This is a genomic window from Nonomuraea sp. NPDC050383 (assembly GCF_044459125.1).
Lineage (GTDB): Bacteria > Actinomycetota > Actinomycetes > Streptosporangiales > Streptosporangiaceae > Nonomuraea.
Genome location: NZ_JBITIP010000024.1, coordinates 51,479 through 77,490, shown reverse-complemented (window position 1 = coordinate 77,490; position 26,012 = coordinate 51,479). Strand labels below are relative to the sequence as shown.

General features: G+C 70.9%; 26 protein-coding genes. 14 read left to right on the top strand and 12 right to left on the bottom strand.

Annotated features, from left to right (window positions below):
• Positions 1-124 precede the first annotated feature (124 nt).
• The gene (locus ACIBG4_RS37840; protein ID WP_397206806.1) at positions 125-868 is read right to left on the bottom strand and encodes a response regulator; all 744 of its coding nucleotides are present in this window, start codon (positions 866-868) and stop codon (positions 125-127) included.
• Positions 849-2,036 carry a sensor histidine kinase gene (locus ACIBG4_RS37835; RefSeq protein ID WP_397206804.1) on the bottom strand — a complete coding sequence of 396 codons (1,188 nt, stop codon included), beginning with the start codon at positions 2,034-2,036 and terminating at the stop codon, positions 849-851. Before ACIBG4_RS37835 ends, ACIBG4_RS37840 begins: the two co-directional genes overlap by 20 nt.
• A 163-nt stretch (positions 2,037-2,199) precedes the next feature.
• Between ACIBG4_RS37835 and ACIBG4_RS37830 the strand changes: the two genes are divergently transcribed.
• Positions 2,200-3,174, top strand: a complete 975-nt coding sequence (locus ACIBG4_RS37830; RefSeq protein ID WP_397206802.1) for a hypothetical protein — start codon at positions 2,200-2,202, stop codon at positions 3,172-3,174.
• A 37-nt stretch (positions 3,175-3,211) separates the two neighbouring features.
• On the opposite strand, the gene ACIBG4_RS37825 is transcribed toward ACIBG4_RS37830, so the two are convergent.
• Entirely contained in the window at positions 3,212-3,970 is a 759-nt protein-coding gene (locus tag ACIBG4_RS37825) for an SDR family NAD(P)-dependent oxidoreductase (RefSeq protein ID WP_397206800.1), read from the bottom strand.
• A 208-nt stretch (positions 3,971-4,178) separates the two neighbouring features.
• Between ACIBG4_RS37825 and ACIBG4_RS37820 the strand changes: the two genes are divergently transcribed.
• The 3 genes from ACIBG4_RS37820 (at position 4,179) to ACIBG4_RS37810 (ending at position 6,809) form a co-directional block, all read left to right on the top strand.
• Positions 4,179-4,682, top strand: coding sequence for a hypothetical protein (locus tag ACIBG4_RS37820; protein WP_397206798.1), 504 nt, complete (start codon positions 4,179-4,181; stop codon positions 4,680-4,682).
• Positions 4,683-4,965: 283 nt separating this feature from the next.
• The gene (locus ACIBG4_RS37815; RefSeq protein ID WP_397206796.1) at positions 4,966-5,916 is read left to right on the top strand and encodes a carbohydrate ABC transporter permease; all 951 of its coding nucleotides are present in this window, start codon (positions 4,966-4,968) and stop codon (positions 5,914-5,916) included.
• Positions 5,917-5,939: 23 nt separating this feature from the next.
• Positions 5,940-6,809: a carbohydrate ABC transporter permease gene (locus ACIBG4_RS37810; protein ID WP_397206794.1), complete on the top strand. Its 870-nt coding sequence runs from the start codon at positions 5,940-5,942 to the stop codon at positions 6,807-6,809.
• A gap of 42 nt (positions 6,810-6,851) precedes the next feature.
• On the opposite strand, the gene ACIBG4_RS37805 is transcribed toward ACIBG4_RS37810, so the two are convergent.
• Positions 6,852-8,243 (bottom strand): DUF4832 domain-containing protein, encoded by a 1,392-nt coding sequence (locus tag ACIBG4_RS37805; RefSeq protein WP_397206792.1) that lies wholly within the window; start codon positions 8,241-8,243, stop codon positions 6,852-6,854.
• Between the two features lie 146 nt (positions 8,244-8,389).
• Here ACIBG4_RS37805 and ACIBG4_RS37800 point away from each other — a divergent pair, with 146 nt between their 5' ends.
• The 3 genes from ACIBG4_RS37800 to ACIBG4_RS37790 all read left to right on the top strand — a co-directional run bounded on the left by ACIBG4_RS37800 (position 8,390) and on the right by ACIBG4_RS37790 (position 12,538).
• Positions 8,390-9,760 (top strand): ABC transporter substrate-binding protein, encoded by a 1,371-nt coding sequence (locus ACIBG4_RS37800; RefSeq protein ID WP_397206790.1) that lies wholly within the window; start codon positions 8,390-8,392, stop codon positions 9,758-9,760.
• 79 nt (positions 9,761-9,839) lie between these two features.
• Entirely contained in the window at positions 9,840-11,333 is a 1,494-nt protein-coding gene (locus ACIBG4_RS37795) for a glycoside hydrolase family 36 protein (protein WP_397206788.1), read from the top strand.
• Between the two features lie 56 nt (positions 11,334-11,389).
• A complete protein-coding gene (locus tag ACIBG4_RS37790; protein WP_397206786.1) occupies positions 11,390-12,538 on the top strand; it encodes an ROK family protein in 1,149 nt (382 codons plus the stop codon).
• A gap of 46 nt (positions 12,539-12,584) precedes the next feature.
• Here ACIBG4_RS37790 and ACIBG4_RS37785 read toward each other — a convergent pair whose 3' ends face one another.
• The 4 genes from ACIBG4_RS37785 to vanY-N all read right to left on the bottom strand — a co-directional run bounded on the left by ACIBG4_RS37785 (position 12,585) and on the right by vanY-N (position 16,037).
• On the bottom strand, positions 12,585-13,340 hold the full coding sequence (locus ACIBG4_RS37785) for a GntR family transcriptional regulator (RefSeq protein WP_397206784.1): 756 nt from the start codon (positions 13,338-13,340) through the stop codon (positions 12,585-12,587).
• Entirely contained in the window at positions 13,337-14,152 is an 816-nt protein-coding gene (gene trpA / locus ACIBG4_RS37780) for a tryptophan synthase subunit alpha (protein WP_397206782.1), read from the bottom strand. The genes ACIBG4_RS37785 and trpA overlap by 4 nt, the downstream gene beginning before the upstream one ends.
• Complete coding sequence (trpB, locus tag ACIBG4_RS37775; RefSeq protein ID WP_397206780.1) at positions 14,149-15,354, bottom strand: tryptophan synthase subunit beta; 1,206 nt, start codon at positions 15,352-15,354, stop codon at positions 14,149-14,151. Before trpB ends, trpA begins: the two co-directional genes overlap by 4 nt.
• A 110-nt stretch (positions 15,355-15,464) precedes the next feature.
• Positions 15,465-16,037 (bottom strand): D,D-peptidase/D,D-carboxypeptidase VanY-N, encoded by a 573-nt coding sequence (gene vanY-N, locus ACIBG4_RS37770; RefSeq protein WP_397206778.1) that lies wholly within the window; start codon positions 16,035-16,037, stop codon positions 15,465-15,467.
• Positions 16,038-16,226: 189 nt separating this feature from the next.
• Between vanY-N and ACIBG4_RS37765 the strand changes: the two genes are divergently transcribed.
• Genes ACIBG4_RS37765 through ACIBG4_RS37755 form a run of 3 tightly spaced genes read left to right on the top strand, consistent with a single transcriptional unit; the run spans position 16,227 to position 18,866 of the window.
• Complete coding sequence (locus ACIBG4_RS37765; RefSeq protein ID WP_397206776.1) at positions 16,227-16,901, top strand: response regulator; 675 nt, start codon at positions 16,227-16,229, stop codon at positions 16,899-16,901.
• Between the two features lie 7 nt (positions 16,902-16,908).
• The gene (locus tag ACIBG4_RS37760; protein WP_397206774.1) at positions 16,909-18,378 is read left to right on the top strand and encodes an ATP-binding protein; all 1,470 of its coding nucleotides are present in this window, start codon (positions 16,909-16,911) and stop codon (positions 18,376-18,378) included.
• Complete coding sequence (locus tag ACIBG4_RS37755; protein WP_310714577.1) at positions 18,375-18,866, top strand: GerMN domain-containing protein; 492 nt, start codon at positions 18,375-18,377, stop codon at positions 18,864-18,866. The genes ACIBG4_RS37760 and ACIBG4_RS37755 overlap by 4 nt, the downstream gene beginning before the upstream one ends.
• A gap of 9 nt (positions 18,867-18,875) precedes the next feature.
• Here the strand turns inward: ACIBG4_RS37755 and ACIBG4_RS37750 are convergent, their stop codons facing one another.
• Together ACIBG4_RS37750 and ACIBG4_RS37745 are read right to left on the bottom strand one after the other, a co-directional pair.
• Positions 18,876-20,411, bottom strand: a complete 1,536-nt coding sequence (locus tag ACIBG4_RS37750; protein ID WP_397206772.1) for an MDR family MFS transporter — start codon at positions 20,409-20,411, stop codon at positions 18,876-18,878.
• A 6-nt stretch (positions 20,412-20,417) separates the two neighbouring features.
• Positions 20,418-21,011 carry an NADPH-dependent FMN reductase gene (locus ACIBG4_RS37745; RefSeq protein WP_397206770.1) on the bottom strand — a complete coding sequence of 198 codons (594 nt, stop codon included), beginning with the start codon at positions 21,009-21,011 and terminating at the stop codon, positions 20,418-20,420.
• Positions 21,012-21,132: 121 nt separating this feature from the next.
• Between ACIBG4_RS37745 and ACIBG4_RS37740 the strand changes: the two genes are divergently transcribed.
• Positions 21,133-21,858, top strand: a complete 726-nt coding sequence (locus ACIBG4_RS37740) for a TetR/AcrR family transcriptional regulator C-terminal domain-containing protein (RefSeq protein ID WP_397206768.1) — start codon at positions 21,133-21,135, stop codon at positions 21,856-21,858.
• Between the two features lie 139 nt (positions 21,859-21,997).
• Here the strand turns inward: ACIBG4_RS37740 and ACIBG4_RS37735 are convergent, their stop codons facing one another.
• Entirely contained in the window at positions 21,998-22,978 is a 981-nt protein-coding gene (locus ACIBG4_RS37735) for a helix-turn-helix transcriptional regulator (RefSeq protein ID WP_397206766.1), read from the bottom strand.
• An 81-nt stretch (positions 22,979-23,059) separates the two neighbouring features.
• Between ACIBG4_RS37735 and ACIBG4_RS37730 the strand changes: the two genes are divergently transcribed.
• Positions 23,060-23,767: an alpha/beta fold hydrolase gene (locus ACIBG4_RS37730; RefSeq protein WP_397206764.1), complete on the top strand. Its 708-nt coding sequence runs from the start codon at positions 23,060-23,062 to the stop codon at positions 23,765-23,767.
• A 92-nt stretch (positions 23,768-23,859) separates the two neighbouring features.
• On the opposite strand, the gene ACIBG4_RS37725 is transcribed toward ACIBG4_RS37730, so the two are convergent.
• Positions 23,860-24,507 (bottom strand): nitroreductase family protein, encoded by a 648-nt coding sequence (locus ACIBG4_RS37725; RefSeq protein ID WP_397206762.1) that lies wholly within the window; start codon positions 24,505-24,507, stop codon positions 23,860-23,862.
• A gap of 225 nt (positions 24,508-24,732) precedes the next feature.
• Here ACIBG4_RS37725 and ACIBG4_RS37720 point away from each other — a divergent pair, with 225 nt between their 5' ends.
• Together ACIBG4_RS37720 and ACIBG4_RS37715 are read left to right on the top strand one after the other, a co-directional pair.
• On the top strand, positions 24,733-25,212 hold the full coding sequence (locus ACIBG4_RS37720; RefSeq protein ID WP_397206760.1) for a MarR family winged helix-turn-helix transcriptional regulator: 480 nt from the start codon (positions 24,733-24,735) through the stop codon (positions 25,210-25,212).
• 188 nt (positions 25,213-25,400) lie between these two features.
• On the top strand, positions 25,401-25,895 hold the full coding sequence (locus ACIBG4_RS37715) for a hypothetical protein (RefSeq protein ID WP_397206758.1): 495 nt from the start codon (positions 25,401-25,403) through the stop codon (positions 25,893-25,895).
• The last annotated feature ends 117 nt before the right edge of the window (positions 25,896-26,012 follow it).

The window sequence follows — 26,012 nt, the reverse complement described above, 5'->3', positions numbered from 1 at the left end:
CACCGCCGGCCCGTGGGCTCTCCGCCCGGGTCGGCTGTCACCAGGCGCGCGGTATCGGCTGCGCCGGCGTCACCGAGAGCCGGCTTCCCTCTCCCGCCACACCTGGCTGCGGGACCCCTCGGCCTCAGGAGGCGTCGTGGACGACCAGGGCCAGTTGGACGCGGTTGTCCAGGCCCGCCTTGGTGAGGATGCGGGAGATGTAGCCCTTGACCGTGCCCACACTCATGTGCAGCTCGCCGGCGATGACGGCGTTGGCCTTGCCCTGCCCGACCGCGAGCGCCACCTCCCGCTCACGGTCACTGAGTGCCGACAGCACCCGCCGGGCGTCGGCCCGCCGCCGGTCGTCCTCCTCCGGCAGCAGGTGGGCGATCAGCCGCCGGGTGACGCTCGGCGACAGGCTGGGCTCGCCGGCGGCGACGCGCCGGATCGCCTCGACGATCCCCTCGGGCGGCGTGTCCTTCAGCAGGAACCCGCTGGCTCCCGCGCGCAGCGCCCGGAACACGTGCTCGTCGGCGTCGAACGTGGTCAGGATGATGACCTCCGGCGCGTCCCGGCGCGCGCGCAGCCTGCGGGTCGCGTCGATGCCGTCGAGGCCGGCCATCCGGATGTCCATCAGCACCACGTCGGGGGAGTGCTCGCCGACCGCGGCCTGGACCTGCGCGCCGTCGGCCACCGCGCCCACCACCTGGAGGGCGGGCGCCCCCCTGAGCATCAACGTCAGCCCGGCGCGGACGAGCGCGTCGTCGTCGACGATGAGCACCCGGATCGCGCCGGACGCACTCCCGGTCCCGCCGGCGGGCGCACCCGTACCCTCACCCACGGGGGCATCCGCGGACCCGCTCACCGGCTCACTCATGGGGCCGCTCACGTGGCCATGGTAGCCGCGCCGCCAGCCGGAACCCGCCCCCGTCGGTGTGTTCGCGCTCCAGGCGCCCGCCCGCCAGCGAGACCCGTTCCTCCAGCCCGGCCAGCCCGGCTCCGGCCCCGGTCGTGGCCAGCCCCGCCGCCTCCCGCCCGTCGGGCAGCGGGTTGCGCACCTCGACCGTCAGCTCGCCGCCGGCGGCGCCGGAGACCTCGACGGTGACGGGCCGGCCGGGCGCGTGCTTGCGCGCGTTGGTCACCCCCTCCTGCACGACGCGGTACGCGGTGCGCCGGATCGTCTCCGGCAGGTCGGCGAAGCGTACGTCGTGCTCGTGCAGCTCGATGCGCATCCCGGCCCGCCGCGACTCCTCCACCAGCGGCGCGAGCCCGGTCAGCGGAAGCTCGGCCGACGGGCTCTGGCGCAGCACGGAGATGACCGCGCGCAGCTCCTGCAGGGCGTGGTGGGCGCTGGTCCGGATCACCCCGGCCGCCTCGGCGACCTCGTCCGGCCTGGCGGCGGCGTTGAACTCCAGCGCTCCGGCGTGCACCGCCAGCAGCGACAGCCGGTGGGCGAGCACGTCGTGCATCTCGCGGGCGATGCCGAGGCGTTCGGCGCGGCGGGCCTCCTCCGCGCGCAGCCGCTGATCGGCCTCGGCGCGGCGGGCCCGTTCCGCCAGTGACGCCAGCAGCTCCCGCCGGGTCCTGGCCAGGATGCCCCAGCCGGTGATCGCCCCGCCGAACAGTATGCCGACCAGCGCCCACACCGGGTACGGCGCCAGCCCGGGCGGCCGCCAGGCGAACCTGACCAGTGTCGCCGCCACCCACGCCATCCCCACCGCGACGGCCGCGGGCGGCCGCCGGTACAGCGCCGCGACGAGCGTGGCGATCCCCGCGGCCACCGACGCCGCCGCGGCCGGGACGGACAGCGCGATGACGGCCAGCGAGGCGGCCACCGGCCACCGGCGGCACCACCACAGCCCCGCGCACGCCAGGGCCCCGCCGGCCACGTCGGCCCACAGGTACCAGCCGGGCGTCCCCGGGACCAGATCCCCCCAGACCACCGCGCCGGCCCCGGCCATGGCGAGCACGATGCCGCCGGCCCCGGCCGCCCAGTCACGCCGCGATCTGCCCGGACCCGGCTGCCCGCCCGTCCCCGGGCCCTGTCCTGCGAACACAACCGCAGATCGTATCCGCCGGCCTTCCGCCTGGTAAGCAACCAAGGTCACCATCGCCGCCCCGCCATGGCAACCAAAGTCACCCTTCGCAAGCGACCGAAGAGGCCACGGACCGGCCTGGCGGCAGCAGCGCGCCGCGCCCGCCGCGGGAGACCGTGGGCGCATGGTCACCTCACGAGCACGCGGCCGGTGGGCCGCGCTTCTGCTGGCCGGGCTCACCCCGGTCGTCGCCGAGCTCACGCTCGGCAATCCGCCCCTCCGCCAGGCGTGGCTGCTGCTGCTGTGGACGCCGATCTACGGCGCCGGCACCGTACTGATCCGCGAGCTGGTACGCCGTACCGGCCGGGGCTGGCCCGCCATCCTGCTGCTCGGGGCGGCGTACGGGATCGTGGAGGAAGGGCTGGCCCTGCAGGCGCTCACCAGCCCGACGATCTACGGCGTGGCCGGCTGGGCGCCCAGGATCCTCGGCCTCAACAGCGCCTACACCGAGCTGAACATCCCCTACCACGCGGTCTTCAGCGTGGCGCTGCCGATCCTGCTGGTGGATCTCATCGTCCCGGAGCTTCGCCATCGCCCGTATCTGGGGCGGACCGGTCTGGTCGTGGCGGGAGTGGTGTTCGTGCTGGGCGCTGTGCTGCTGCGGTGGACGACGTCCTTCATCGACCCCGGCTACCAGGCGCCGCCGGCGGCGCTGGCGGCGTTCGTGCTGGTGATCGCGGTGCTCGCGGTGCTCGCGCTGCGGTTCGTCCCCCGCCCGCCGGCCGCCGCGCCCCGGACGGTTCCGACGCCGCCGGTCGTCGCGTGCCTGGCCGGGGTGGTGGCGTTCGGATATCTCGCGCTGCTGTTCCCCTTCGGCGGCGCCCGGCATCCGGCCTTCACCGAAGGGGGCTGGGTGGTGGTCCCGATGGTGGCGGCGGCGCTGCTGGCGGTGGTGGCAGGGGTGCTGCTGCGCCGGTGGACGGCGCACGGCGGGTGGGGCGACCGGCACAGCCTCGCGCTGGCTGGTGGGGCGCTCGTGGCGCACACGGTGTTCGGGGTGATCGCCAACGGCGAGAACGTCACCGACCGCGTGTCGCTGGCCGTGCTCGGGCTCGTCATGATCGGCCTGCTGGCCCTGCTCGCCCGGCGTACGCGGTGACCATGGCGATGGCACACAACGGTGCCTGGCTCACGGGTCACGCCAGCACCGCGCCACCGGCGATGTCGACGATGACGCCGGTGATCCAGCCGGCGTCGTCGGATGCGAGGAAAAGCGCGGCCCGTGCGACGTCTTCGGGCGTGCCGAGCCGCCGCAGCGGGTGCGACTCGGCCAGCGAGCGCTGAACGTCGGCCGGGATCCACTGCTCGTTCGTCTCGGTGAGGATCGTCTCCGGGGCGAGGCAGTTGGCGCGGATGCCGTACGGGCCCACCTGGGCGGCCAGATCCTGGGTGAAGATCTGCACACCGGCCTTCGCCGCGGCGTACGCGACGATCGTGCGTTCGCTCGGCTTGCGCCCGGCCGCCGAGGACAGGGTGATGATGTTGCCGCTCCGGCGCTGCTTCATGTCCGGCAGGAAACACTTGACGGTCAGGAAGGTGCCGGTCAGGTTCCGGTCGATGTCGGCCCGCCAGCTCTCCTCCGTGATGTCCTCGATGGGCGTGGGGCGGCTGTCCGAGCTGCCGGCGTTGGCGACCAGCACGTCGACGGGACCGTACCGGTCGAGGATCTGCTCGCGGATGCGGGCGAGGTCGGCGGCGACGGTGACGTCTCCGGTCACGCTGGTGGCCTGCCCGCCGAGGTCGTCAATGCGTGCCTGGACCGCGGCGAGCGCGGCCTCGTCCCGGCCGTGCAGCACGACACGGGCGCCGGCCTGGGCGAAGGTGGTCGCGATGGCTGCGCCGATCCCTCGGGAGCTGCCGGTCACCAGTGCCACCCGGTCCTTGAGAACGCTCATCGGCTGTCATTCCCTTCGGGGTCAGGCCGTTGCCGTCAGGACGATGATCGCCACGACGGGGGCGGCGTGTCGAGCACCGGACAGAACTCGCATCGGTGACCCAGCCGCCGGCGTACGGAAGGCGCCTGACAGATCCTCAACGGATCCTCAACAAGCACCGGCCTACCGTCCTTCTCGCAAGGCACACCAACGAGAAAGGGACGATCTCATGGCTTCGGTCAGCACGCGGCTCATCACTCTCATGGGCGCCGCCGGCGCGGCGTCCGCACTGCTCATCGCACCCGGCTCGGCGACGGCGCAGACGGCCCCGGCCACGACGGCCGTGACCGCCCCCGCGGCCCAGAACTGGAGCTACGCCCAGCCCCAGGCCACACAGGCGCGCACGGCGGTGGCGACGACCTCGTCCAAGCGCTGCCTCACGCTGCTGCGCCCCTGGGGGAGGTACGAGGGCGGCAAGTGGCGCATGTACGGCACTGTCCGGGCCCACTGCAAGGGCAGCAGGGCCGGCCGGTGGACGATGGAGCTGCAGAAGAAGACGAAGATCGTCGGCATCCCGCACTGGCAGCGGCTGGCGGGCAGGACCGTGCGCAGCGATCAGACGGGTGCCTTCCACGTCCGCGCGACGTGCAAGAGCATGAAGAAGAACACCTTCCGCGTGGTGACCGTCGGCACCACCGCGCTGGCCGGCCCCACGCTCACGGTCAAGTGCTGACCCCGCCCAGGTAGCGGGCTCTCCCGTGGACGGCGACGGACCCTGATCACAGAGTCCGTCGCCCCGGGAGATCTTGCTGGTCGTAGCCGGCGGCGATGATGGCCTCGAGACCGGAGTACCAGCACGAGGGTTTCGCTTGCGCCGGATCCCATGTGCGCTGACGCAAGACGATCACCGCACCGCAGATATGATGAGCCCTTGACAAAATATCGATAGCTCGCATCATTATTACCGACGACCGGCACCGTGGAACGCCGGCGAGCGGCTGTCGACAGGAGCGCCCATGCACGCGGTTGAGACACGACTCGATGCCGGGACCGACCAGCGTCGAGGGCTTCTCGACCGCGACGGCCGACCGGGGCGACGGCGGGACGATCGCCATGTCGCCTGGTTGTTCCTGCTGCCGGTGATCGTCGGTTTCGCGGTCTTCTACGCCTACCCGACGGTCCGGGGCGTCTGGTACTCGTTCACGGACTACAGCCTGCTGAACGATCCGACGTACGTCGGCGCCGACAACTACCAGAAACTGGTCGGCGACGAGCAGTTCTGGAACGCGCTGAAGGTCACGGGCTACTACGTGGTCGTGAACATCGTCTCGCAGACGCTGGTCGCGCTGGGACTGGCGGCGCTGATGCACCGGCTGACCCAGTCGGTCGTCCTGCGCGCGACGCTGCTGGTGCCATGGCTGGTGCCGAACGTGACGATCGGCCTGCTGTGGGCGTGGCTGCTGGATCCCGAGCTCGGGTTCGTCAACCACCTCATCGGCCTGACCGGACTCGACACGACCCTCTCCTTCAACTCGCCGAGCTGGGCGATGCCCCTGGTGGCGCTGGTCAACAGCTGGACCTACACGGGCTACACCGCGCTGCTGCTCTACGCGGGGATGCTGCAGATACCGCAACACCTGTACGAGGGCGCCGCGATCGACGGCGCGGGTGAATGGCGCATGTTCCGATCGATCACGTTGCCGCTCCTGCGGCCGATCCTGGCGCTGGTGCTGGTGGTGTCGCTGATCGGCTCGTTCCAGATCTTCGACACGGTCGCGGTCGTGTACGGCGGCAAGCCGCCCATCCCGGAGACCCGGGTCATCTACTACTACATCTACCAGCGGGCGTTCACCTACTTCGACATGGGATACGCCGCCGCCGTGGCGATGGTCCTCGTGGTCGTCCTCGGCGTGCTGACGACCATGCAGATGCGGATGCTGCGCGCGTCGCGTTCGGACCTGGGCTAAGGAGCCTTCGGATGTTCTCCGGAATGAAGATCAGCAAAAGGGCCGCCTGGCTCACCCTCATCGCCGCGGTCGTGCTCACCGTCTTCCCCTTCTACTGGATGGCCCGCACGGCCCTTACTCCGGCTGCCGACCTCTACCGCGACTCGACCGGGCTGTGGCCGGACAACCCCACGTTGATCAATTTCGCGCGGGTGCTGGGCCTGGTCGACGCGGAGGAGGCCAGAGCCGCGGGCGGGTCGGGAGCGCAGATCAATTTCCTGCGGTACACGATGAACTCGATCGTCTACAGCGGGCTGATCGCCGTCGTGCAGACCTTCTGCTGCGCCATGGCGGGTTACGCCTTCGCCCGGCTGCGCTTCCCGGGCAGGGACCTGGCGTTCGGCGTCATCATCGCCGCGCTGATGGTGCCGCCTATCTTCACGATCCTGCCGAACTTCGTCCTGGTCAAGCAGCTGGACATCCTGAGCACCATCCCGGGACTGGTCCTGCCCAGCCTGCTGATGACGCCGTTCGCGGTGTTCTTCCTGCGCCAGTTCTTCCTGTCCATTCCCCGGGACGTGGAGGAGGCCGCGACGCTGGAGGGCATCAGCCGGTGGGGGATGTTCTGGAAGATCGTGCTTCCCATGAGCCGCGGTCCACTGATCACCATCGGGCTGACCACGGTCGTGTGGAGCTGGAAGGACTATCTGTGGCCGTTGCTGGTGGGCAAGGCCGAGAGCACCCGGGTACTCACCGTGGGGCTGGGCGTGTTCCTCCAGCAGTCGCCCAACCGGGCGCCGGACTGGACCGGGCTCATGGCCGGATCTGTCCTGTCCATCATTCCGGTGCTCGTCCTGCTCGTCTTCCTGGGCAAACGGCTGGTGCAGTCGATGAACTTCTCCGGCATGAAGTGACGAAGCGGGGTGCGGCCGGAGCCGCACCCTTTCGTGGTGGCGTCAGGACACCGGGATGCGCCCGAGGGTCAGCCAGCCGGGAACGGCCGTGTCCTGGTCGGCGTTGGCGAAGCGCAGCGGCATGCCGTTCGGCAGCGGGTTGGCGGCCCGCAGGACCAGCGTGTACTCGCCCTTCCGCAGCCCGTCGACCGGCAGGGCCGCGGCGAGCTCGACCGGCTCGCCGGGCATGACGCCGGTCAGCTTCCAGGACGTCGTCCAGGTCCGCGCGATCCGTCCGTCCCGGCCGGCCACGGCCAGCTGAACGGGCCAGTCGTAGGAGAACGGGGCGACGCCGTCGTTGCTGATCCGGATCGTGACGTCGAGGCCGCGGCGCCGCTGCCCGGTCCGCACCGCGGTGACCCGCAACTCGTAGCCCAGTGACTTCGCGCCCTTCAGCGCCTGGTCGTAGGCGGCGCCGGTGTATCCGGGGCTGAAAGCGTAGTGGTTGAGCAGCCAGGTCGCATGGGTCTGGGCGACGCTCGTGTCGAAGTCCTTGTCCCCGTCGCCGGGACAGTCCATCGGAACGTCGAACAGGCAGCCCTGCAGCTCGGGCCGCAGCTCGCCGGCGACCGTGTTGGTCCGCCACTTGTCGGTGGTGCCGGCCTGCCGCATCAGGTCCATGAAGTGCCAGCCGGGGCCCGGCAGGGTGGAGTAGGCGAAGGAGTCGTCGTGGTAGCCCAGGTCGTGCGCCTTGTTGTCGGCACCCGGGTAGCGGACCATGAGCCTGGTCCGGTCGAAGGCCCTGCCGTAGGCGTTCAGCACCCTGAGTTGCTCGGCCTGGGACGCGAACCAGTTCTCCGTTCCCGGGTCCCCGTTGTGCGGCCAGGTGTGCCACTCACCCCAGAAGCCCAGCAGGCCGAGCTGGACGAACCCGATCCGCGGATCTCCGTCGTAGCGACGGCCGAGAGCGGCGATGAACCGATCGAGCGCGGCGCTCAGGTTCGGGTCGTCGTAGTCAGGCGACACGCTCTGCCCGTCGTTGCCGAAGTCGTCGTACGGCCGGGTCAGCAGACCCTGGTCGCGCAGGAACTCCGGGACGCCGCTGGGCTTGCCCGGATAGTCCACATAGAAGCGGAAAGCCGCTTGATGGCCCCGGGCGGCGATCGCGTCCAGCTGCTCTTCCAGCGCCCGCCAGTCGAAGTGGTCCGGGCCGGTCATCACCGCGTTCAGCGGCAGGTAGAACCACTCCATCGAGTGCGGGAACGTCGTATAGGCGCCGGCGTAGGGGATGAAACCCTCCAGCGGATTGGCGTCCGGAGCCTGCGCCGCCGCCAGATTCCGCCAGCCCGGTTGACCAGCCGCGGCCGAGCTCGGGGTGGGCAGCGCCGTGACGGCCGCGGCCAGGAGGGCGGCGAGCGCCATCCTGGCAGGCCGGCGGATCGGAGAGCGGACCATCGAAGCCTCCACATGACGATTGCCAAAGCACTTATGAGCCGGCCTTGACAAATTTTCGATGAGCCACATCATTATTCGAGAGAGCCAACAAGGCAAGAGGGAATTCTGTCGGGCCCTCGGCCCCACCCCCAGGAAGAGGCACCTCGATGATCAATAGGAAGCGGGTTGCCGCAGCGCTGCTGTGCGGGCTGCTGGCGGGCACCACGCTCACCGCGTGCGGCGGTTCCGAGACGGGCGAGCCGGCGGGCGGCGACGCGGGCGGTCAGGTCACGCTCGACTACTGGCTGTGGGACGACAACCAGTTGGCCTCCTACCAGGCCTGCGCCGATGCCTTCCATCAGGCGAACCCGAACATCACCGTCAAGCTCACGCAGACGGCCTGGGCGCAGTACTGGCAGAATCTGACCACGCAGCTGGCGGCCGGCGAAGCCCCGGACGTATGGACCAACCAGGTGTCGTACTACCCGCAGTTCGTCTCCAGCCGGCAGATCCTCGACATCCAGCCCTACGTCGACGCCGACAAGGTCGATCTGAGCCAGTACCAGGACGGGCTCGCGGACCTGTGGACCAAGGACGGCAAGCGGTACGGGCTGCCCAAGGACTGGGACACCGAGGCGGTGGTCTACAACACCGAGCAGCTCGACAAGGCCGGTATCAAGCCCGACGAGCTGGCCGACCTCACCTGGAATCCGGCCGACGGCGGCACCTTCGAGCACCTCATCGCCAAGCTCACCGTCGACGACAAGGGCCGCAACGGCCTGGACCCGGACTTCGACAAGGACAACGTCGCGGTCTACGGATACCAGCCGGAGTGGAACGACGGCTCCCAGGGCCAGAACGGTTGGGGCGAGCTGGCCGCCGCCAACGGCTGGACCTACCTCGACAAGAACCCGTGGGGCACCCGCTTCAAATACGACGACCCCAAGCTGATCGAGACCATCAGCTGGTACAAGAAGATGACCGACAAGGGATACGCGCCCCGCTTCGACAAGCAGTCCACGCTCGGCATCGACGCCGTGATGAACTCGGGCAGGGCCGCGCTCACGATAGCGGGCTCCTGGACCATCAACACCTACATGGGTGACGGCGCCAAGCAGAAGTTCGCGCTCGCGCCGCTGCCCGTCGGGCCGGTCGGGTCCCGTAAGAGCGCCATCAACGGCCTGTCGGACGCGATCTGGGCGGGCACCGAGGACAAGGACGCCGCCTGGAAGTGGGTGAAGTACCTCGGCTCGGCCGCCTGCCAGGACGTGGTGGCCGGCAACGCCGTGGTGTTCCCCGCGATCAGGACCTCCGCGCAGAAGGCTCTGGCCGCCCACCAGGCCAAGGGCCGTGACGTGCAGGTGTACGTCGACTACACCAAGACTCCCGGCGGCACGTTCCTCCTGCCGATCACCGACCACGGCACCGAGATCAGCCAGATCGTGCAGGACGCCCTGCAGGCGGTCATCCTCGGCCAGATCGAGCCCGCCGAGGCACTGAAGAAGGCGAATCAGCAGGTCAATGGCCTGTTCGGCTGATTGTTCCATCCTCTGTCCCGTCCGGTGGGAGCCACACCAAGCCTCCCGCCGGACGGACGCCGCTGCTCGAAGGAGAACCATGCCCCTGCTCGTCAACCTGGCCGGCCGTGACTTCGCGGTCGAACTCACCGGTTCCGAGCCCCCCACGCCCGTCACCGGCGGTCTCGTCCTGCCGCCTGGCCGGGTGGCGATCCTGCACGGCCTCGCCGACGCACTGTTCTACCGCCACGGCCAGAACTCCTGGAGCCCGTGCGGGTGGCGCCGCCTCAGCGAGCCCCCCTTGCGGATCGCGAACCCCCGGCGGCGCCTGACCGCGGACGACACGGTCTGGGACGACCCGGCCCGCCACCACTCCTCGGCCGTGGCCGCGCTGCAGGGCGACGACGGGCGGGTGCTGCTGCTGGGCTCCCTCGGGCTGGGCACCCCCCGCCTGGCGGCCGACCTCGACACCCTCGCCGGCTGGTGCGAGGACGACGGGGCCCCCTGGTTCCTCGCCTACGGTCCCGAGCAGGAGGTCTTCGCCCACTACACCGACCAGCTCGCCGTACGGCTCGGCAGCAGCGAACGGCGTGCCGGAAACGTGTGGTCCACCTGGTACTCCTACTACGAAGGCATCACCGAGGAGACGCTGATCAAGGACATCTCCGCCCTGGCCGGCCTCCCGTTCGACGTCGTCCAGATCGACGACGGCTGGCAGTCGGCCGTCGGGGACTGGGAGCCCAACGACAAGTTCCCCTCCGGCATGCGCGCCCTGACCGAGCGGATCACCACCGCCGGGATGAGAGCGGGCCTGTGGCTGGCGCCGTTCATCGTGCTGCCCACGTCGGAGACGGCACGCGAGCATCCCGAGTTCCTGCTGCGTGACGCCGGCGGGCAGCCGGTCGTCGCCGGGCACAACTGGGGCACCTCCTACTGGGCCCTGGACCTCACCCACCCCGGCGTCCAGGAGCACCTCACCCAGCAGATCCACAAGGTTGTGCATGAATGGGGTTTCAGCTACCTCAAGCTCGACTTCATCAACGCCGGCGCCGTCCCCGGCGTCCGGCACTCCGGGGCGCCTCGCGAGCAGGCCTACCGGGACGCGCTCGCCCTGATCCGGCGCGTCGCCGGCCCGGAGGTCTACCTGCTCGGCAGCGGCGCCCTGCTGCTGCCCTCGCTGGGGCTGGCCGACGGGCTGCGCAGCGGCCCCGACGTCGCCCCGCTGTGGACCAACTACGCCAGCGACGACCCCTCGGATGCCATGGCCTGCAACGCCGTCGTGAACACGTTGCACCGGCTGTGGCAGTCCCGTCTCGTCCAGGTCGACCCTGATGCCGTCTACTTCCGCAGCCGGCTCAACCTGCTCACCGAGACCCAGATGCGCTGGCTGCAGGACCTGGCCGCGATCTGCGGATTCAAGGCCGTCTCCGATCCGCCGTCCTGGCTGAGTTCCGACGAGCTCGAACGCATGACCGCCTACCTCGCCGAGCAGCCCGAGATCGTCCAGGAAGATCGATACAGTTTCGCCGTGAATGGCCGTCCCGTCGACTTCACCGCCGCGCTGAACCCGGGACAGCAGTATCCGATCACATGACGAGCAGCTAAAATTTCACTTTGGCAAAGCATAATCGGGGGGTAGCGGTGTCCGAGGTGGCTGGAGTCGATGTCAGCAGGCTCCGCGAGATCAACTCGCTCAGCGTCGTCCGGGCGATGCGGGGTCAGCCGCCCGCCACCGTCACCGAACTCGCCGCCCGCACCGGCCTGTCCCGGCCCGGAACCGACGTCGTGGTTCGCGGGCTGGTCACCGACGGATGGGTGAAGGTCGTCGAACCCGACGGCAGCAGCGTCGGCCGCCCGGCCCGCCGCTACCGCTTCAACGCCGACGCCGGGCACGTGCTCGGCGTCGACGTCGGCGGCCACAAGATCCTCGTCCTGCTCGCCGACCTGGAGGGGCAGGTGCTGCACAGTCACCGGCTGCCGGTCGAGCCCGACGCGGACCCGGCAGCCCGGCTCGCGGCCGTCGACACCGCCATCTCCCGATGCCTGTCGGATGCCGGGATGGGGTCCGACGAGATCTGGGCGGTGACGGTCGGGGTGACCGGGCCGGTCGACGCCGACGGCCGTACCACGCTGTTCACCCCGCTGCCGGGCTGGGCGAGCGTTTCCCCCGCCGAGCACCTCACGACCCGGTTCACCTGCCCGATCCTGGTCGAGAACGACTGCAAACTCGCCGCCGTCGCCGAGCGCTGGCAAGGCGCCGCGCAGGACGCCGACGACATCGTCTACCTGCTGGCGGGCATGCGGACCGGTGCCGGTCTCATCCTCGACGGCACCCTGCGGCGCGGGTACGGGGGAGCGGCCGGCGAGATCGGCGCGCTGAAGGCGGTTCGCTGGCTCTCCGCCCCGTCCCACATCGAGAAATGCCCCGGAGTGCCCGAGGACATCCATCCGAACGACAAGGCCGCCTGGGTCTTCGAACGCGCCCGCGAGGGCGACAGCGACGCCAGAAAGGCGCTCCGCCGCTATGTCAAGGATCTGGCCGTGGGCGCCGCGGCCCTCGTGCTGACCCTGGACCCGCAGGTCGTCATCCTCGGCGGCGGCTACTCCCGCTCCGCCGACCTCCTCATCGACCCCCTCGAGCGGGAGCTGCGCCGCCTCTGCCTGCGCGTCCCCGAGATCCGGGCGTCCAACCTCGGCGCGGACAGCGTCGCCCTCGGCGCGTTGCGCGTCGCCCTTGACCAGGTCGACGCGCGACTGTTCACGGACGGGATGCCGGCCCCACTCACCCTCCACGCCTGACTCACGCCCTCCCTCAGCTGAAGACAGCGCACCCGCACCCAGGGTCTCAGCTGGAGGCGCCCCAGGTGAGGGAGAGGCCGGTGGCGGCGCGTTCGGTGCGGATCTCCATCATGCTGCCGAGGATGGTGGCATGGTCGGACACCACGGGCGTGGCGTCGAGCGTGTAGGTGATCCGGGTGCTGACGAGCACCGGGCTGCCCTCCGGCTCGTGGAGGTGGCGGGCGGTGTCGGGGTCGAGCAGGCCGGGCCGGACCACCTCGGACGCCCGGGCGACCGTCACTCCCGCGTCGGCGAGGGCCGTGTAGAGGGAGACGGCGGTGAAGTCACGGGCCTGGATCTGGTCGGCCACCGGCCGGCGGACCCAGGACACCTGGTGCAGGGCGGGACGTCCCGCGAACTCGCGGACCCGCTCCAGCCGCAGGGCGGTGTCGCCGCGGCGCAGCCGCAGCTCCGCGGCGATCCGGGCGGGGGCCCGGCGCACCGCCCGCCCGGTCACCGAGGTGCGCACGTCGTGGCCCTGTTTGCGCAGGTCGTCGACCAGGCTGCGGAGCGAGTCGAGCTGGTACGCCAGGTGGGGCGGGGCGACGTATGTGCCCCGGCCGGGCTGCTGCACGATCAGCCTCTCGTCGCTGAGCTCCCGCAACGCCTGGCGCAGCGTCATGAGGGTCACCCCGTAGGAGGCGCTCAGCTCCCGTTGCGGCGGCAGGGCCTCACCGGGGGCGTAGTGTCCCGACCGGATCTTCGCGGCGAGGTCGGCGGCGATGGCGCGGTATCTCGCCTCGTGCCCGGCGTCGGGGGTCATCGTGGTCGGTCACACTCCTGGTCGAGGGCTTGCCGCAGGGTCGCGAGGAAGGCCCGCAGGTCGTCCGGCCCGGCCCCGTCGAGCACCCGCCGCATGACCGCGGCGCCGACCACCACGCCGTCGGCGTGCCGGCGGGCTTCGCGTGCCTGATCCGGGGTGGAGATGCCAAATCCTAGCAAGACCGGCCGGTCGGTGGCGCTCCTGATCCGCCCGGTGAGATCCGCCGCCGAAGCGGCGAGGGCCGCCCGTTCACCGGTGGTGCCCATGAGCGACACCGCGTAGACGAAGCCGCGGCTGCGGCACGAGATCTCCGCCAGCCGCGGCTGCGGCGTCGCCGGCGAGGCCAGCAGGACCAGCTCGATCCCGGCGGCGGCGGCCACGTCCGTCAGCTCGTCCGCCTCGTGCACCGGCAGGTCGGGCACGATCAGGCCGCCGACGCCGGCCCGGCTCAGCGCGGCGCAGAACGCCTCGGGGCCGTCGTGCAGCACCAGGTTGTAGTAGGTGCTGACGACCAGCGGCACGCCCACGTCCGGCATGCCGGACAGGTCGGCGAGGATCCGGCGGGTGCTCGCCCCCCGGGCCAGTGCCGTCTCGCTGGCCTGCTGGATGGTGACGCCGTCCAGCGTGGGGTCGGAGAAGGGCAGGCCGACCTCGATCGCGTCCGCGCCGGCGGCGGCGAACGCCCGCAGGTACTCCGTCCAGCCGGGGGTGATCCCCGCGGTGACGTACGGCATGAGCAGGCCGCGGCCGGTGTCCCGGCGGGCACGCAGGTGGCGTTCGACCGCGCCGGCGGCCGGCGTGGGGTTGGTCACAGCAGCTCCCTCAGGGTTGAGGCGTCCTTGTCGCCCCGGCCGGACAACGTCATCAGCACCGTCGATCCCGCGGGCAGGTCGCCGTCGCCCGCCGCGCGGATCACCCAGGTGAGGGCGTGCGCCGATTCGAGCGCCGGGACGATGCCTTCGGTACGCGCCAGCCGTACCGCCGCGCCGATGGCCTCGTCGTCGGTCACCGTGACGTAGCGGGCCCGGCCCAGGTCGCGCAGGTGGGCGTGCTCCGGGCCGACCCCCGGGTAGTCGAGCCCGGCGGCGATGGAGTGCGCCTGGGTGATCTGCCCGTCCTCGTCCTGCAGGAACAGCGAGCGGCTGCCGTGCAGGACGCCGAGCCGGCCGCGGGCCGCCCCGGCGCCGCCCTCCGCCTCGACCCCGACCAGGCGCGCCGGGGTGTCGGCGAATCCGGCGAACGTGCCGGCCGCGTTGGAGCCGCCGCCGACGCACGCGACCACGTGGTCCGGCACGCCGGTCCGCAGCTCGGCGGCGCACTGCCCGCGGGCCTCGTCGCCGATGACCCGCTGGAACTCCCTGACCATCCATGGGTACGGATCCGGCCCGACGACGGAGCCGATGCAGTAGTGGGAGTCGCCGGTCGTGCCCACCCAGTGCCGCATGGCCTCGCTGGTCGCGTCCTTGAGGGTGCGGCTGCCCGTGGTCACCGGGACCACCTCGGCGCCCAGCATGCGCATCCGGAAGACGTTCAGCGCCTGCCGCTCGATGTCGCGCTCGCCCATGAACACCGTGGCCTCCAGCCCGAGCAGCGCGGCGGCCGTCGCGGTGGCCACCCCGTGCTGGCCCGCTCCCGTCTCGGCGATCAGCCTGCGCCGTCCCATCCGGGTGGCCAGCAGGGCCTGGCCCAGCACGTTGTTGATCTTGTGGGATCCGGTGTGGGTGAGATCCTCGCGCTTGAGGTACAGCTGCACGCCCAGGGCCTCCGACAGCCGGTGGGCCGGTGTGAGCGGGGTCGGCCGCCCGGCGTTCACGGCGAGCAGCCGCGCCAGGGCGCCGCGGAACCCCGGATCCGCCCACGCCTCGCGGAACGCCTCGTCCACCTCGCGGCACGCCTCCACGAGGGACTCCGGCGCGTACCGTCCGCCGTACTCGCCGAATCGGCCCCGAGCTCGTGGCTCGCCCATCGTCCCGTCCGGCGGGACCGGCTCCCGCCAGGGCAGCGCGTCTCGCATGCCATCCTCCTATCGTTCTATAACTCTCTAGAGAGTTCTATAACAGTGAGTGTGGCACAGGCGGGGTGGACGTGCCACCGCCGGGTGCTCGGCACGGCAGCGCCGGATGGCTAGATCTGGTCCCCGTTCTCGACGACGTGGCGCACGCCGGGGTGGGGTCGTCGTCGTGGTGGTGTGCCGCCGCTGTCCGGGCGGTACTCGAAATGCCACCACTCGTTGTCGTACATGCGGTAGAGGTGGTAGCGGGCACCGTGTTCCTCGAGCCAGCGCGCGCCTTCGTGGGGGCGCACGTCCAGCGCGATGCCCTTGACGTGCGGGGATTCCGCCGGAGGTAACACGAGCATCCGTGCCGAGGCAGGGGAGCCGGAGCGGCGCACCTCCTCGTCGAACATCCGTTGCTGGACAAGGGGATCGCGGTACCCGGAGGTGAGGCCGAGGAGCTGGCCGTGGCGCCAGAGCGCCTCGGTGCGCGCCGCGATGAACGCCGCCATGGTGCCGTCGGTGAGCCCGGTGAGGTCCTCGGCGGGGAACCGCATCCGCAACGCCCAGCGGCAGGCCAGTTCGCGGGCGCGGCCGGGATGCCGGGCGAACGCCGCGGGCAGCAGGAGCACGGCGAGCACCAGCGTGACCGCGGCGAACAGCCGGTCCCGGGGCCGAGGTGGGATGGTGCGTGGTTCGCTCATGGCAACTACGATTGGCACCGAATATGCGCGCGTTGTCCGCCGCATGTCACCGTTCATCGACGGCGCCAACCGTCGGCGCGACCGTGACGCAACCATGACACGGCGCGGACGAGGCGGGGACACGGTCGGCCGACAGTGGATGGGTTGACTGGCGGGCGAGCTACGGAGCGTACTGTGATACTCGGCGGCGTGTCGCGAGTGTTGTTGATCGAGGATGATCCGGCCGTGCGGGAGGGCCTTGAGCTGGCCCTGACCCGGCATGGGCACCGGGTGCGCGCGGTGGAGTCCGGCGAGCAGGGGCTGGATCGGCTGCGTATGGACCTTCCCGACGTCATCGTGCTCGATCTGATGTTGCCTGGCATGGACGGGTTCGAGGTCTGCCGCCGCGTCCGGGCCGCCGGTGACGTACCGATCATCATGCTGACCGCGCGCGGCGACGACATGGACGTGGTGGCCGGGTTGGAGGCGGGCGCCGACGACTACGTGGTCAAGCCGGTGCAGCCCAGAGTGCTTGAGGCACGCATACGAGCGGTGCTCCGGCGGATCGGCCGGGACCAGGCGGAGCTGGAGCGGCACGGGGACCTGACCATCGATCGGGCCGGGCTGGTGATCGCCAACCGCGGCGTGCCGGTCAGTCTCGCTCCGACCGAGCTGCGCCTGCTGCTCGAGCTCTCCGGCGCGCCGGGCCGGGTGCACAGCCGCCAGCAGCTGCTGGAGTCGGTGTGGGAGCACGGGTATTTCGGCGACTCGCGTCTCGTGGACGCCTGCGTGCAGCGGTTACGCGCGAAGATCGAGGACGACTCGGCGGCGCCCGTCTACGTGCAGACGGTGCGTGGGTTCGGGTACCGGTTCGGGCCGGTGTGAGCAGCCGGTGGCATCTCGACCGCGCCCGGGGCTGCGTGCCCGGCTGTTGTTCGCCTTCGCCCTGCTGTGTGTGGTCACCGCGACGGCGGTGGCGGGCGGGATGTACGTCCAAGCCCGCATCGACATCCTGCAGCGGGCCCAGGATGCCGCGGTGGAGGCGATGAGAAGCCGCCTGGAGGCGGTCTTCCCGTTGCGGAGTCCGGCGCCGGGCCCGGACGAGCTCGACGAGATCGCCCGTGCGGTGACCGACCAGTACAGCTCCGCGGTTGCCATCTACCACGGGGCGCACTCGCCGGTCATGTCGCCGCCGGGGCTCTGGAAGCCGCCCAACGTGCCGGTCCTGGACCCCGGGCTGATTCCCGAGGACTTGCGGCGGGTGGTGGCCGGCGGCGACATCGCGTGGCAACGCGTGGTGTGGCGGGGCGAGCCCCACCTGATCATCGGTACGCCGTTGCTGATCGTCGAGCGCGACCGGACGACGCGGATGTCCGGCATCGAGGTCTACACCGCGCGCAGCCTGCTTCCCGAGCAGCTCAGCATCGACCGGCTCGCCACATCCGCCTGGCTCACCGGCGGGGCGGCCCTGGCGTTCGCGGTCGTCCTCGCGTTGCTGGCCACCCGTGGCGTGCTCCGCCCGGTGCGCGAGCTCGGCCGGGCGGCACGCCTGCTGGGCGAGGGCGAGCTGCGGACCAGGATCGCGGTCAGCGGCTCCGATGAGCTGGCCGATGTGGCACACACGTTCAACAACACCGCCGCGGAGCTGGAACGGCACGTCGAGCAGCTGCGCGAGATGGAGGCCGACGCCCGCCGGTTCGTGGCCGACGTGTCCCACGAGCTGCGCACCCCGCTGGCCGCGCTGACCGCGGTCGCCGACGTCCTCGACGAGGAGGCGGCCCGGCTCCCCGAGCCCGCCGGCCGCGCCGCCAGGCTGGTCGGCCAGGAGACGCTCAACCTCACCGGGCTGGTGAACGACCTCATCGAGATCAGCAGGTTCGACTCCGGTGTGGCGGCCCTCGCGCTGAACGAGGTCGACGTGGCCGAGCTGGTGCCCGCGACCCTGCGTGTCCGGGGCTGGTCGGAGCTGGTGGACACCGAGCTGCCACCCGCGGTGACGGCACGGCTGGACCCGCGCCGAGTGGACGTCATCCTCGCGAACCTGGTCGGCAACGCCCTGCGACACGGCGAGCCTCCGGTGTCGGTACGGCTTTCGGCCGACCCGCACTGGATCGCCCTTGAGGTCCGCGACCACGGGCCGGGGCTGGAGGGAGCGGTGCTGCCGCACGTGTTCGACCGGTTCTACAAGGCCAGCGCGGCCAGGACCAGGTCCGAGGGCAGCGGCCTCGGCCTGGCCATCGCACGGGAGAACGCGCGCCTGCACCGAGGCGACCTCACCGTCACCAACGCCCCGGACGGCGGCGCCGTCTTCACGCTCCGCCTGCCACGCCGGTCACCCGACCCGGACGGAGGCCCCGAGTGAGGACCGGGCTCGCCGGCCGCATGCTCGCCGCGGGACTCGTATCGCTCGTCGCCACGGCCGGCTGCGGTGTGCGGCCCAGCGACGCCATCTCCGTCGGTGACCCGCCGAGCGGAGCCGTCGAACCAGCACCAGCCACGATGACCACCCTCTACCTGGTCGAGAACGGCCGGCTCCACGCGGTGACGCGGCTCACCCGTCGACCGATGTTCCCAGCGGACACGCTCGCGCTGCTGGCGGCCGGACCGTCCGCGCAGGAACAGGCGAACGGACTGACCACCGACGTCCCGCCCGAAGCCGGCCCGTTCTCGGTGACCGCCGAGTCCGCCGGCCATTTGGTGGTCACCCTGTCCACTGCGGCCGACGAACTGTCCACACTGGCCGTCGAGCAGATCGTGTGCACGGCCGCCGCCAAGGCGCCGGAAACCCGTGCCCAGGTCACCGTCGTCGGTGCCGGGCAGCGCGTCGGCCCCCGGAGCTGCCCGGGGTGACTCTTCTGCTCAAGCCCCCGTCACGGCGGCGTGGGCGTCGGGTTCGGGGGCGTCCGATGATGGGGTGTGGTCGCGGAGCGGGACCTCGCGGATGAGCCAGGACGCCGCGAAAGCGATCAGCGCGAGAACGGCCGCGCCGATGAGGATGCCGTGCAAGCCGCTGGTGACGGCCTCTCGCACGGCGTCGGCTGTCCGAGCGGGCAGGCCGGGCAGCAGTTCGGGCGTGAGTTCGCCGCCTGTGGCCAGCCGGTCGGCCGCCGCCGGACCGAGGTGCGTACTGAGGTCGGCCCGCATGCGGCCCGCGTACACACTGCCCAGCAATGCGATGCCGAGCGAACCGCCGATGGTGCGCAGCAGGGTGACCGTCCCGCTGGCGGCGCCCATGTCCCGGGGATCGGCACTGTTCATGGTGACCAGCGTCGTACTCTGCATCACCAGGCCCATCCCGGTGCCGATGACCAGGCCGAGCGCGGAGGCCGCCGCCGCCGGGGTGGCGACGTCGAGCAGCAGCAGGAGCAGAGCGCCCGCGATCATCAGTGCGCCGCCGAGGATGGGATGGACGCGGTAGCGGCCGTTGGCGCTGATGAGACGGCCGGTGACCAGCTGCGCGCCGAGCATGCCGAACATCAGGGGCAGCAGCAGCATGCCGCTGGCCGCCGGCGAGAATCCCTGGACGAACTGCATGTACTGCGGCAGGTAGTTCGTCACGCTGAGCATGATCGCGCCGACAAGGAAACTGAGGACCTGGACGAGCGTGAAGTTGCGGTCGTGGAACAGGCGCGGCGGGATGATCGGTTCGGCGGCGCGCCGTTCGACGGCCACGAACCCGGCCAGGGCGAGAACGGCGACGGCGGTCAGGGCCAAAACCTGGGGTGAGGACCAGGAGTAGGTGGTCCCGCCCCAGCTCGCCAGCAGAGTCAGGGCCACGATGGCGGTGGTGAGCAGGGCCGCTCCGCCGTAGTCGATGCGGACTTTGACGCGTTCGACGGGTGGCAGGTGGATGCGGGTGGTGATGATCAGGAGGGCGACGGCGCCGAGCGGCAGGTTGACGTAGAAGGTCCAGCGCCAGCTCAGGTAGTCGGTGAGCAGGCCGCCGACGAGCGGGCCGCCGATGTAGGCGATCGGCATGATGACGCCGATCATCGACTGCAGGCGGCCGCTGTGGCGTGGTGGTACGAGCACGCCGATGATGGCCAGCGCGCCGACCATCAGCCCGCCCGCGCCCAGGCCCTGGACGGCGCGGAAGGCGATGAGCTGGCTCATGTCCTGGGACACGCCTGACAGCACGGAGCCGGCCATGAAGAGCGCGATCGCGGTGATGAAGCTGGCCTTGCGGCCGTACAGGTCGCCGAGTTTGCCCCAGATCGGGGTGGTGGCCGCGCCGGCGAGCATGTACGCGGTCACCACCCACGGCAGGTGGTTCAGGCCGCCGAGGTCGCCCACGATCGTGGGGAGCGCGGTGCCGACGATCAGGCCGTCCAGCATGGCCAGGAACATGCCGAGCAGCAGGCCGAACACCGCGAGATACGGCAAGCGGTCGTTCATCGCGGTTCAGGCGGCGTAGGGGCGGACGGCCTTGGCCTCGCGCAGGGCGTGCGCCCACCAGGCGAGCTGGTCGAGCATGACCTTGACCGCGGCGCCGGCGGCGGGGTCGACGGCCTTGCCGTCCCCGTCGAACTGCTCCCAGGCGCGCTGGAAGCCGACGCTGTCGCGGATGGTGACCGCGTGCAGTTCGGCCAGCACCAGGCGCAGCTGCTCGACCGCGCGCAATCCGGCGGAGAAGGCGCCGTAGGACACGAAGGCGACCGGCTTGGCGTGCCATTCCCTGTTGTGCCAGTCGATGGCGTTCTTCAGGGCCGCCGGGAAGCTGTGGTTGTACTCCGGGGTGACGATGACGAAGGCGTCGGCCGCGGCCAGCCGCGGTGATACGGCTGCGAGCAGGTCCTGGGCCTCCTGCGAGGCCGGGGGCTGTCCGAGCACGGGGAAAACGGTGGGCAGCGGGGTCTCGACGAGATCGACGAGGTCGGCGGTCATGTCGTCGCGCTGCGCGATGTGGTCGAGGGCCCAGCTTGCCACTCGGGTGCCGAAACGGCCGTCGCGGGTGCTGCCGAGGATGACTGCGATCTTCAGGCGGTCGTCGTTCATGAGCGGTCTTCCTTCTCGTGTGTACGGCGTATCGGAATGAGATACAACGTACACAGCAGTGTGTACGTTGTCTACTTTTGATACGTTGTATCTGGGACGAGCCGGAGGGAAGCCGCACGCCATGCCAACCGAGAACGACAAACCGCGCCTATCACTCTGGGAACGCCTGGAACGCCCCACCCCTCCTCAGCGACAGACGCTCTCCCCGCAGCGCATCGCCACGACCGCGGTCGCGATCGCCGACGCGGAAGGCCTGGAAGCCATCACCATGCGCCGCCTGGCCACCGAACTGGGCGTCGCCCCCATGGCGCCCTATCGCTACGTCTCGGGCAAGGACGACCTCCTGGAGCTGATGGTCGACCACGTCTACGCCGACCTTCACCTCCCGGTCGACCGCGAGTGGCGCGAGACCATGCGCGCCCTGGCCCTGCGGACGCGTGAGCTGATGCTCCGGCACCTGTGGCTGGCTCAGCTGTCCCCGCAGGCGAGGCTCTCGCTCACACCCAACAGGATGATCGTCGCCGAGCGGGCCCTGTCGGCTCTGGACGGCCTGGGCCTGGACGCCGACGCGATGATGAGCATCTTCCGCGCGGTGGACGCCTACGTCCACGGCGCCATGAACTACGAGAGCGCGGTGCGCAACCTCATCGACGAGCACGGCTGGTCCGACAGCGACGACCTGCGTTCGGAACTGGCCCCGGAGATGATGTGGCACATGCGGACCGGCCGCTATCCCACCTTCCGGCGCTACCTGCACACCGCCACCCGCAAGGACGACGCGCAGTGGCAGTTCGAAACCGGCCTCACCTACGTCCTCGACGGCATCGCCGCCACCCTGGCCATCTGACGCCAGGGGCAGGCAGGACCACGGCCGTGGAAATTCTGTCCAGGCTGCTCAGGGCTGACGCGGGCACGGCCGGTGTCAACGGCTTCGACGTCGCCACGCAACCGGCGAACGTGCGGGAGCCGGTCAGCTTCCGGGCCCCCTACCGCTCCGGCGGGCCGGTCGCGGGGAGCGTTCGTTCCCATGTCTGTTCCAGCAGGCTCTCGGCCAGCCGCCGGACGGCAGTGCGCAGTTCCTGCGGCGACAGGATCGTGAACGGGAAGCCGAGCCCGGCGAGCATGGCGGCCATGCCGTCCAGGGACTCGGCACGCGTCCGCAGGAGGACTCCGTCCGGGGTTTCGGTGAGTGTGGCCACCGACGGCGGGATGCGCCGGGACGCCTCTGCGAGGGGAACGTGCAGAGCGACCTCGACAGTGTGCGCATACGGTACCTGGGCCAGCGACGCGGTGACCTGCCGCACCGGGTCGGACTCCTCGGGGATCTCATAGGAGGCCGTCCCCGGGACGACGGAGGAGATCCGGTCGACGCGGAAGGTCCGGATCTCGCCGGAGCGGTGGTCGTGGCCGGTCACGTACCAGCGGCCGGAGTGGAAGACCAGGCCGTGGCCGTCCAGTTCGCGTTCGGTCTGGGCGCCTTTCCAGGAGCGGTGGCGCAGTGTGACCCGGCGGCGGTCGCGGATCGCGGCGGCCAGGGTGAGCACGGCCCGGCTCGCGGGCGTCGGCGCCGCGCGTTCGGCGAGGGTGAAGTCCAAGGTCTCCTCCAGCGCGCCGACCTGTTCTCGCAGCGTGGCCGGCAACACTCGCCGGATCTTGGCCAGGGCGGCTTCGGTGGCCTGGGCGGCAACGCCCAGGCGGCGTCCGGCGAGCAGGCCGAGAACCACGGCGGTCGCCTCGTCGTCGGTGAGCATCAGCGGTGGCAGCTTGTAGCCGGGCATCAGCCGGTAGCCGCCGTAGCGGCCGCGCTCGGCGGCGACCGGGATGCCCAGCTCGGCGAGCCGGGCGGCGTAGCGCCGGACGGTCCGCTCGTCCACACCGAGCCGCTGCGCCAGGTCGCGGCCGCCCATCCCGTGGTGCGCCTGGAGCAGTTCGAGCATCGCCAGCATCCGGGTCGCCGGATATGACACAGGTCACCCACTTAATCCGGGCGGATTCTGTCCGCTATCGGCTTTAGCGTAGCGACATCGGCTCACTGGAAGGACGATGAGATGGCGAACTACGTGCTGGTTCCCGGCTTCTGGCTCGGCGCCTGGGCTTGGGACCAGGTGGCGCAGCAGCTGCGCGCCGCCGGACACCAGGTGCGGGCGGTCACCCTGACGGGGCTGGGGGAGAGGGCTGGGGAGCTGTCGCCGGAGGTCGGCGTGGAGACCCATGTCCTCGACATCCTCGCGGCGATGGAGGGATGGGAGGAGGTCGTCCTGGTCGGGCACAGCGGGGCGAGCGTCCCGGTGACCGCGGTCGCCGACCGGCATCCCGAGCGGCTCAGCCGGGTGGTCTACGTCGACACCGCGCCGCTGCCGTCCGGTCTGGCGGTGATCGACTTCAATGACGAGGGCACTCAGAAGGCCTGGCGCGCTCAGGTCGGCGACGGATATGCGCTCGATGTGCCCTGCTTCGAGCAGGAGGAGAGGATGTTCGCGGGACTGACCGAGGAGCTTTGGGCGCAGATCCGTGCGAAGGCGACGCCGCAGCCGTGGGGCGCGGTCACCCAGTCGATTCGGCGGCCGCAGCAGATCCCGGCGACGCCGAAGACCATGGTCGCCTCCACGATGCCGGTGGCGGTGATCCGCGAGCTGATCGCTTCGGGGAACCCGGCGTTCGCCCCGCTCGGCACACCCGAATGGACCTTCGTCGAGCTGCCGACCGGCCACTGGCCGATGATCTCGCGACCGGCGGATCTCGCCGCGTTGCTCTGACGACCCGGCGCAACGATCCGTCCGGGCGTTCAGCTCCGGCGTGTCAGAACCAGGCCGCACCGGCGTCGTCAGGGCGGTCTGGCAAGGCCCGCTCACCACCGGTCCCAGTGCAGGACCTCCTCGCGCGGGATGCGAGGGGCCGGCTTGAAGTCGGTGCCGATGGTGAAGGCCAGCGGGATGAAGGCCGCCAGCATGACTTCCTCGTACGGAACGCCGAGCACCCGTGCCAGCTCCCGTTCGAGCGGCCCCTGCGCCGTGGTCCACACCGTGCCCAGGCCCCGCGCCCGGGCGGCCAGCATGAAGCTCCACACCGCGGGCAGGATCGACCCCCACGCACCGGCCTGCACGGCCACCGGGGCGCGGTCAGTGCGTCCCTCCACGCCCGGGATGACGAACGCGGGCACGCGATGGATGTTGGCGGCCAGGTGGCGCAGGCCGTCGAAGACCCGCTCGGTGGAGCCGGAGTGGTAGTTCATGCGCCACACATCTCGTTCGGTCAGCGGCTGGCCGCCGGCCACGGTCAGGGCGCGCCGGAAGATGTCGGCCACGGCCCGGCGCTGAGCGGGCTCGGTGACGACGAGGAAGTGCCAGCGCTGCCGGTTGCGCCCGGTTGGCGCCTGCACGGCCAGGTCCACGCACTCCTCGATCAGCTCGCGGGGCACCGGGCGGGTGAAGTCGAGGCGCTTGCGTACGGCGCGGGTGGTGCTCAGCAGCTCGTCCGGGGTGAGATCCAGCGTCACGATGTGTCTCCTTCAGGCGGTGGGGGTGGGCACGGACCGGGGCGGAGGTGACCAGGGCCGCCCGATGGCGGCCATCGGTTCGGGGCCATGATCACGATCCATCTGCATGCAAACAATTGGTGGACAGACGGTTCGGACCGTATGCCTGCAAATCATCTGCTGTCAAACAGTCTCTTCGGAGATGGATGCGCGGTAGGCTGACGGCTGAACGCGCGAGGGAGAGTGATGGCGGCAACGACCAGAACGACGGACCGTGGGACGGCGTACTTTCCCCGGCTCGCCGCCGAACGGCTCGACATCGCGCTGTGCCGGGCGTCGGCCGCGGTGGCCCGCGCCGCCGACGGGCATGCCACCGAAGAAGGGCTCGGAGTCGGGCAGCACCTCGTGCTCCAGATGCTCGACGCCGTCGGTCCCTGCTCCCAGCAGACGCTCAGCGAGGAACTCCGGATCGACCGCAGCGTGATGGTCGGCATCTGCGACGACCTGGAACAGGCCGGCCACGTCCGCAGGGAACGCAACCCCCGCGACCGGCGCTCCTACGCCGTCACCATCACCGACTCGGGCCGCCGGCGGCTCGCCCAGGCCCAAGCCTCGATCCCGGCCTTCCTCGAGGACACCTTCCGAGCCCTCACCCCCGAGGAGCGCGGCCAGTTGAGCGCGATCCTCGCCAAGCTGCTGCAGGCCGGCGCCGTCGGCCCTCGCTGACGGGGGCTGCCGACCACTGGTGAGCAACCGCGAGCGTCTCTGGCCGCGCCGTTCCTGACGATCGACGTCATCGCCTGGCCCGGCCGTCTCCGGCCCGTTCAACACGCGCTCAACACATCCTCAACACGCCCGGCCATACCTTCGCGTTCGAACAGAGAACCTGACTCGATCCCGAAAGGCAGGCACCGATGCGTCCCACGAGAACCGCCCTCGCCCTCGCCACCACCGCCTCCGGCCTGGCCCTGCTGACGGCCGCGCCCGCCGTCGCCGCCCCGGCCGCGCGCACCCAGGTCACGGCTCAGGCGAGCACGGCTCAGGCGAGCACGGCCATGGCCGGCACGGCCCTGGCGAACACGGCCCTGGCGAGCTGGCACACCCAACGGCACGAGGCGTTGGGCCCGTACAAGGGGTACTTCGACACCTCGGCGTGGACTCGGCCCTCGGGCGTACGCGTCATGCAGGTCAAGGCCCGCTGCTGGGGCAACGACGCGCGCATCAAGGTCGACCTCTGGTTCCTGCGCCGCTGGGGCGGCGGCGAGAAGATCGCCAAGTCCGGCACGTGGTCCTGCAACGGCAAGTACGGCATCGTCCGCATCAGCAACGCCGGCCACTCGAAGTACTGGGCGACCTTCAACATCAGCAAGAAGCACACGGTCGAGTACTGGGTGCAGTACTACAAGTGACCTTCAGCCGTGGCCTCCGTGAGCTCCGCCGGCGCGCGAGAGCTCACGGAGGCCACGTCGAAGGTGGCGCCGGGGCGGGTGCCCGGAGACTCTGATCGTGGCTGGAAAAGGGTTGGA

Bases quoted from the DNA above. Each gene is read 5' to 3' on its own strand.
- ACIBG4_RS37830 (WP_397206802.1), top strand. From the start codon at position 2,200: ATGGTCACCTCACGAGCACGCGGCCGGTGGGCCGCGCTTCTGCTGGCC.
- ACIBG4_RS37825 (WP_397206800.1), bottom strand. From the start codon at position 3,970: ATGAGCGTTCTCAAGGACCGGGTGGCACTGGTGACCGGCAGCTCCCGA.
- ACIBG4_RS37820 (WP_397206798.1), top strand. From the start codon at position 4,179: ATGGCTTCGGTCAGCACGCGGCTCATCACTCTCATGGGCGCCGCCGGC.
- ACIBG4_RS37815 (WP_397206796.1), top strand. From the start codon at position 4,966: ATGCACGCGGTTGAGACACGACTCGATGCCGGGACCGACCAGCGTCGA.
- ACIBG4_RS37810 (WP_397206794.1), top strand. From the start codon at position 5,940: ATGAAGATCAGCAAAAGGGCCGCCTGGCTCACCCTCATCGCCGCGGTC.
- ACIBG4_RS37805 (WP_397206792.1), bottom strand. From the start codon at position 8,243: ATGGTCCGCTCTCCGATCCGCCGGCCTGCCAGGATGGCGCTCGCCGCC.
- ACIBG4_RS37800 (WP_397206790.1), top strand. From the start codon at position 8,390: ATGATCAATAGGAAGCGGGTTGCCGCAGCGCTGCTGTGCGGGCTGCTG.
- ACIBG4_RS37795 (WP_397206788.1), top strand. From the start codon at position 9,840: ATGCCCCTGCTCGTCAACCTGGCCGGCCGTGACTTCGCGGTCGAACTC.
- ACIBG4_RS37785 (WP_397206784.1), bottom strand. From the start codon at position 13,340: ATGACCCCCGACGCCGGGCACGAGGCGAGATACCGCGCCATCGCCGCC.
- trpB (WP_397206780.1), bottom strand. From the start codon at position 15,354: ATGCGAGACGCGCTGCCCTGGCGGGAGCCGGTCCCGCCGGACGGGACG.
- vanY-N (WP_397206778.1), bottom strand. From the start codon at position 16,037: ATGAGCGAACCACGCACCATCCCACCTCGGCCCCGGGACCGGCTGTTC.
- ACIBG4_RS37750 (WP_397206772.1), bottom strand. From the start codon at position 20,411: ATGAACGACCGCTTGCCGTATCTCGCGGTGTTCGGCCTGCTGCTCGGC.
- ACIBG4_RS37745 (WP_397206770.1), bottom strand. From the start codon at position 21,011: ATGAACGACGACCGCCTGAAGATCGCAGTCATCCTCGGCAGCACCCGC.
- ACIBG4_RS37740 (WP_397206768.1), top strand. From the start codon at position 21,133: ATGCCAACCGAGAACGACAAACCGCGCCTATCACTCTGGGAACGCCTG.
- ACIBG4_RS37730 (WP_397206764.1), top strand. From the start codon at position 23,060: ATGGCGAACTACGTGCTGGTTCCCGGCTTCTGGCTCGGCGCCTGGGCT.
- ACIBG4_RS37720 (WP_397206760.1), top strand. From the start codon at position 24,733: ATGGCGGCAACGACCAGAACGACGGACCGTGGGACGGCGTACTTTCCC.
- ACIBG4_RS37715 (WP_397206758.1), top strand. From the start codon at position 25,401: ATGCGTCCCACGAGAACCGCCCTCGCCCTCGCCACCACCGCCTCCGGC.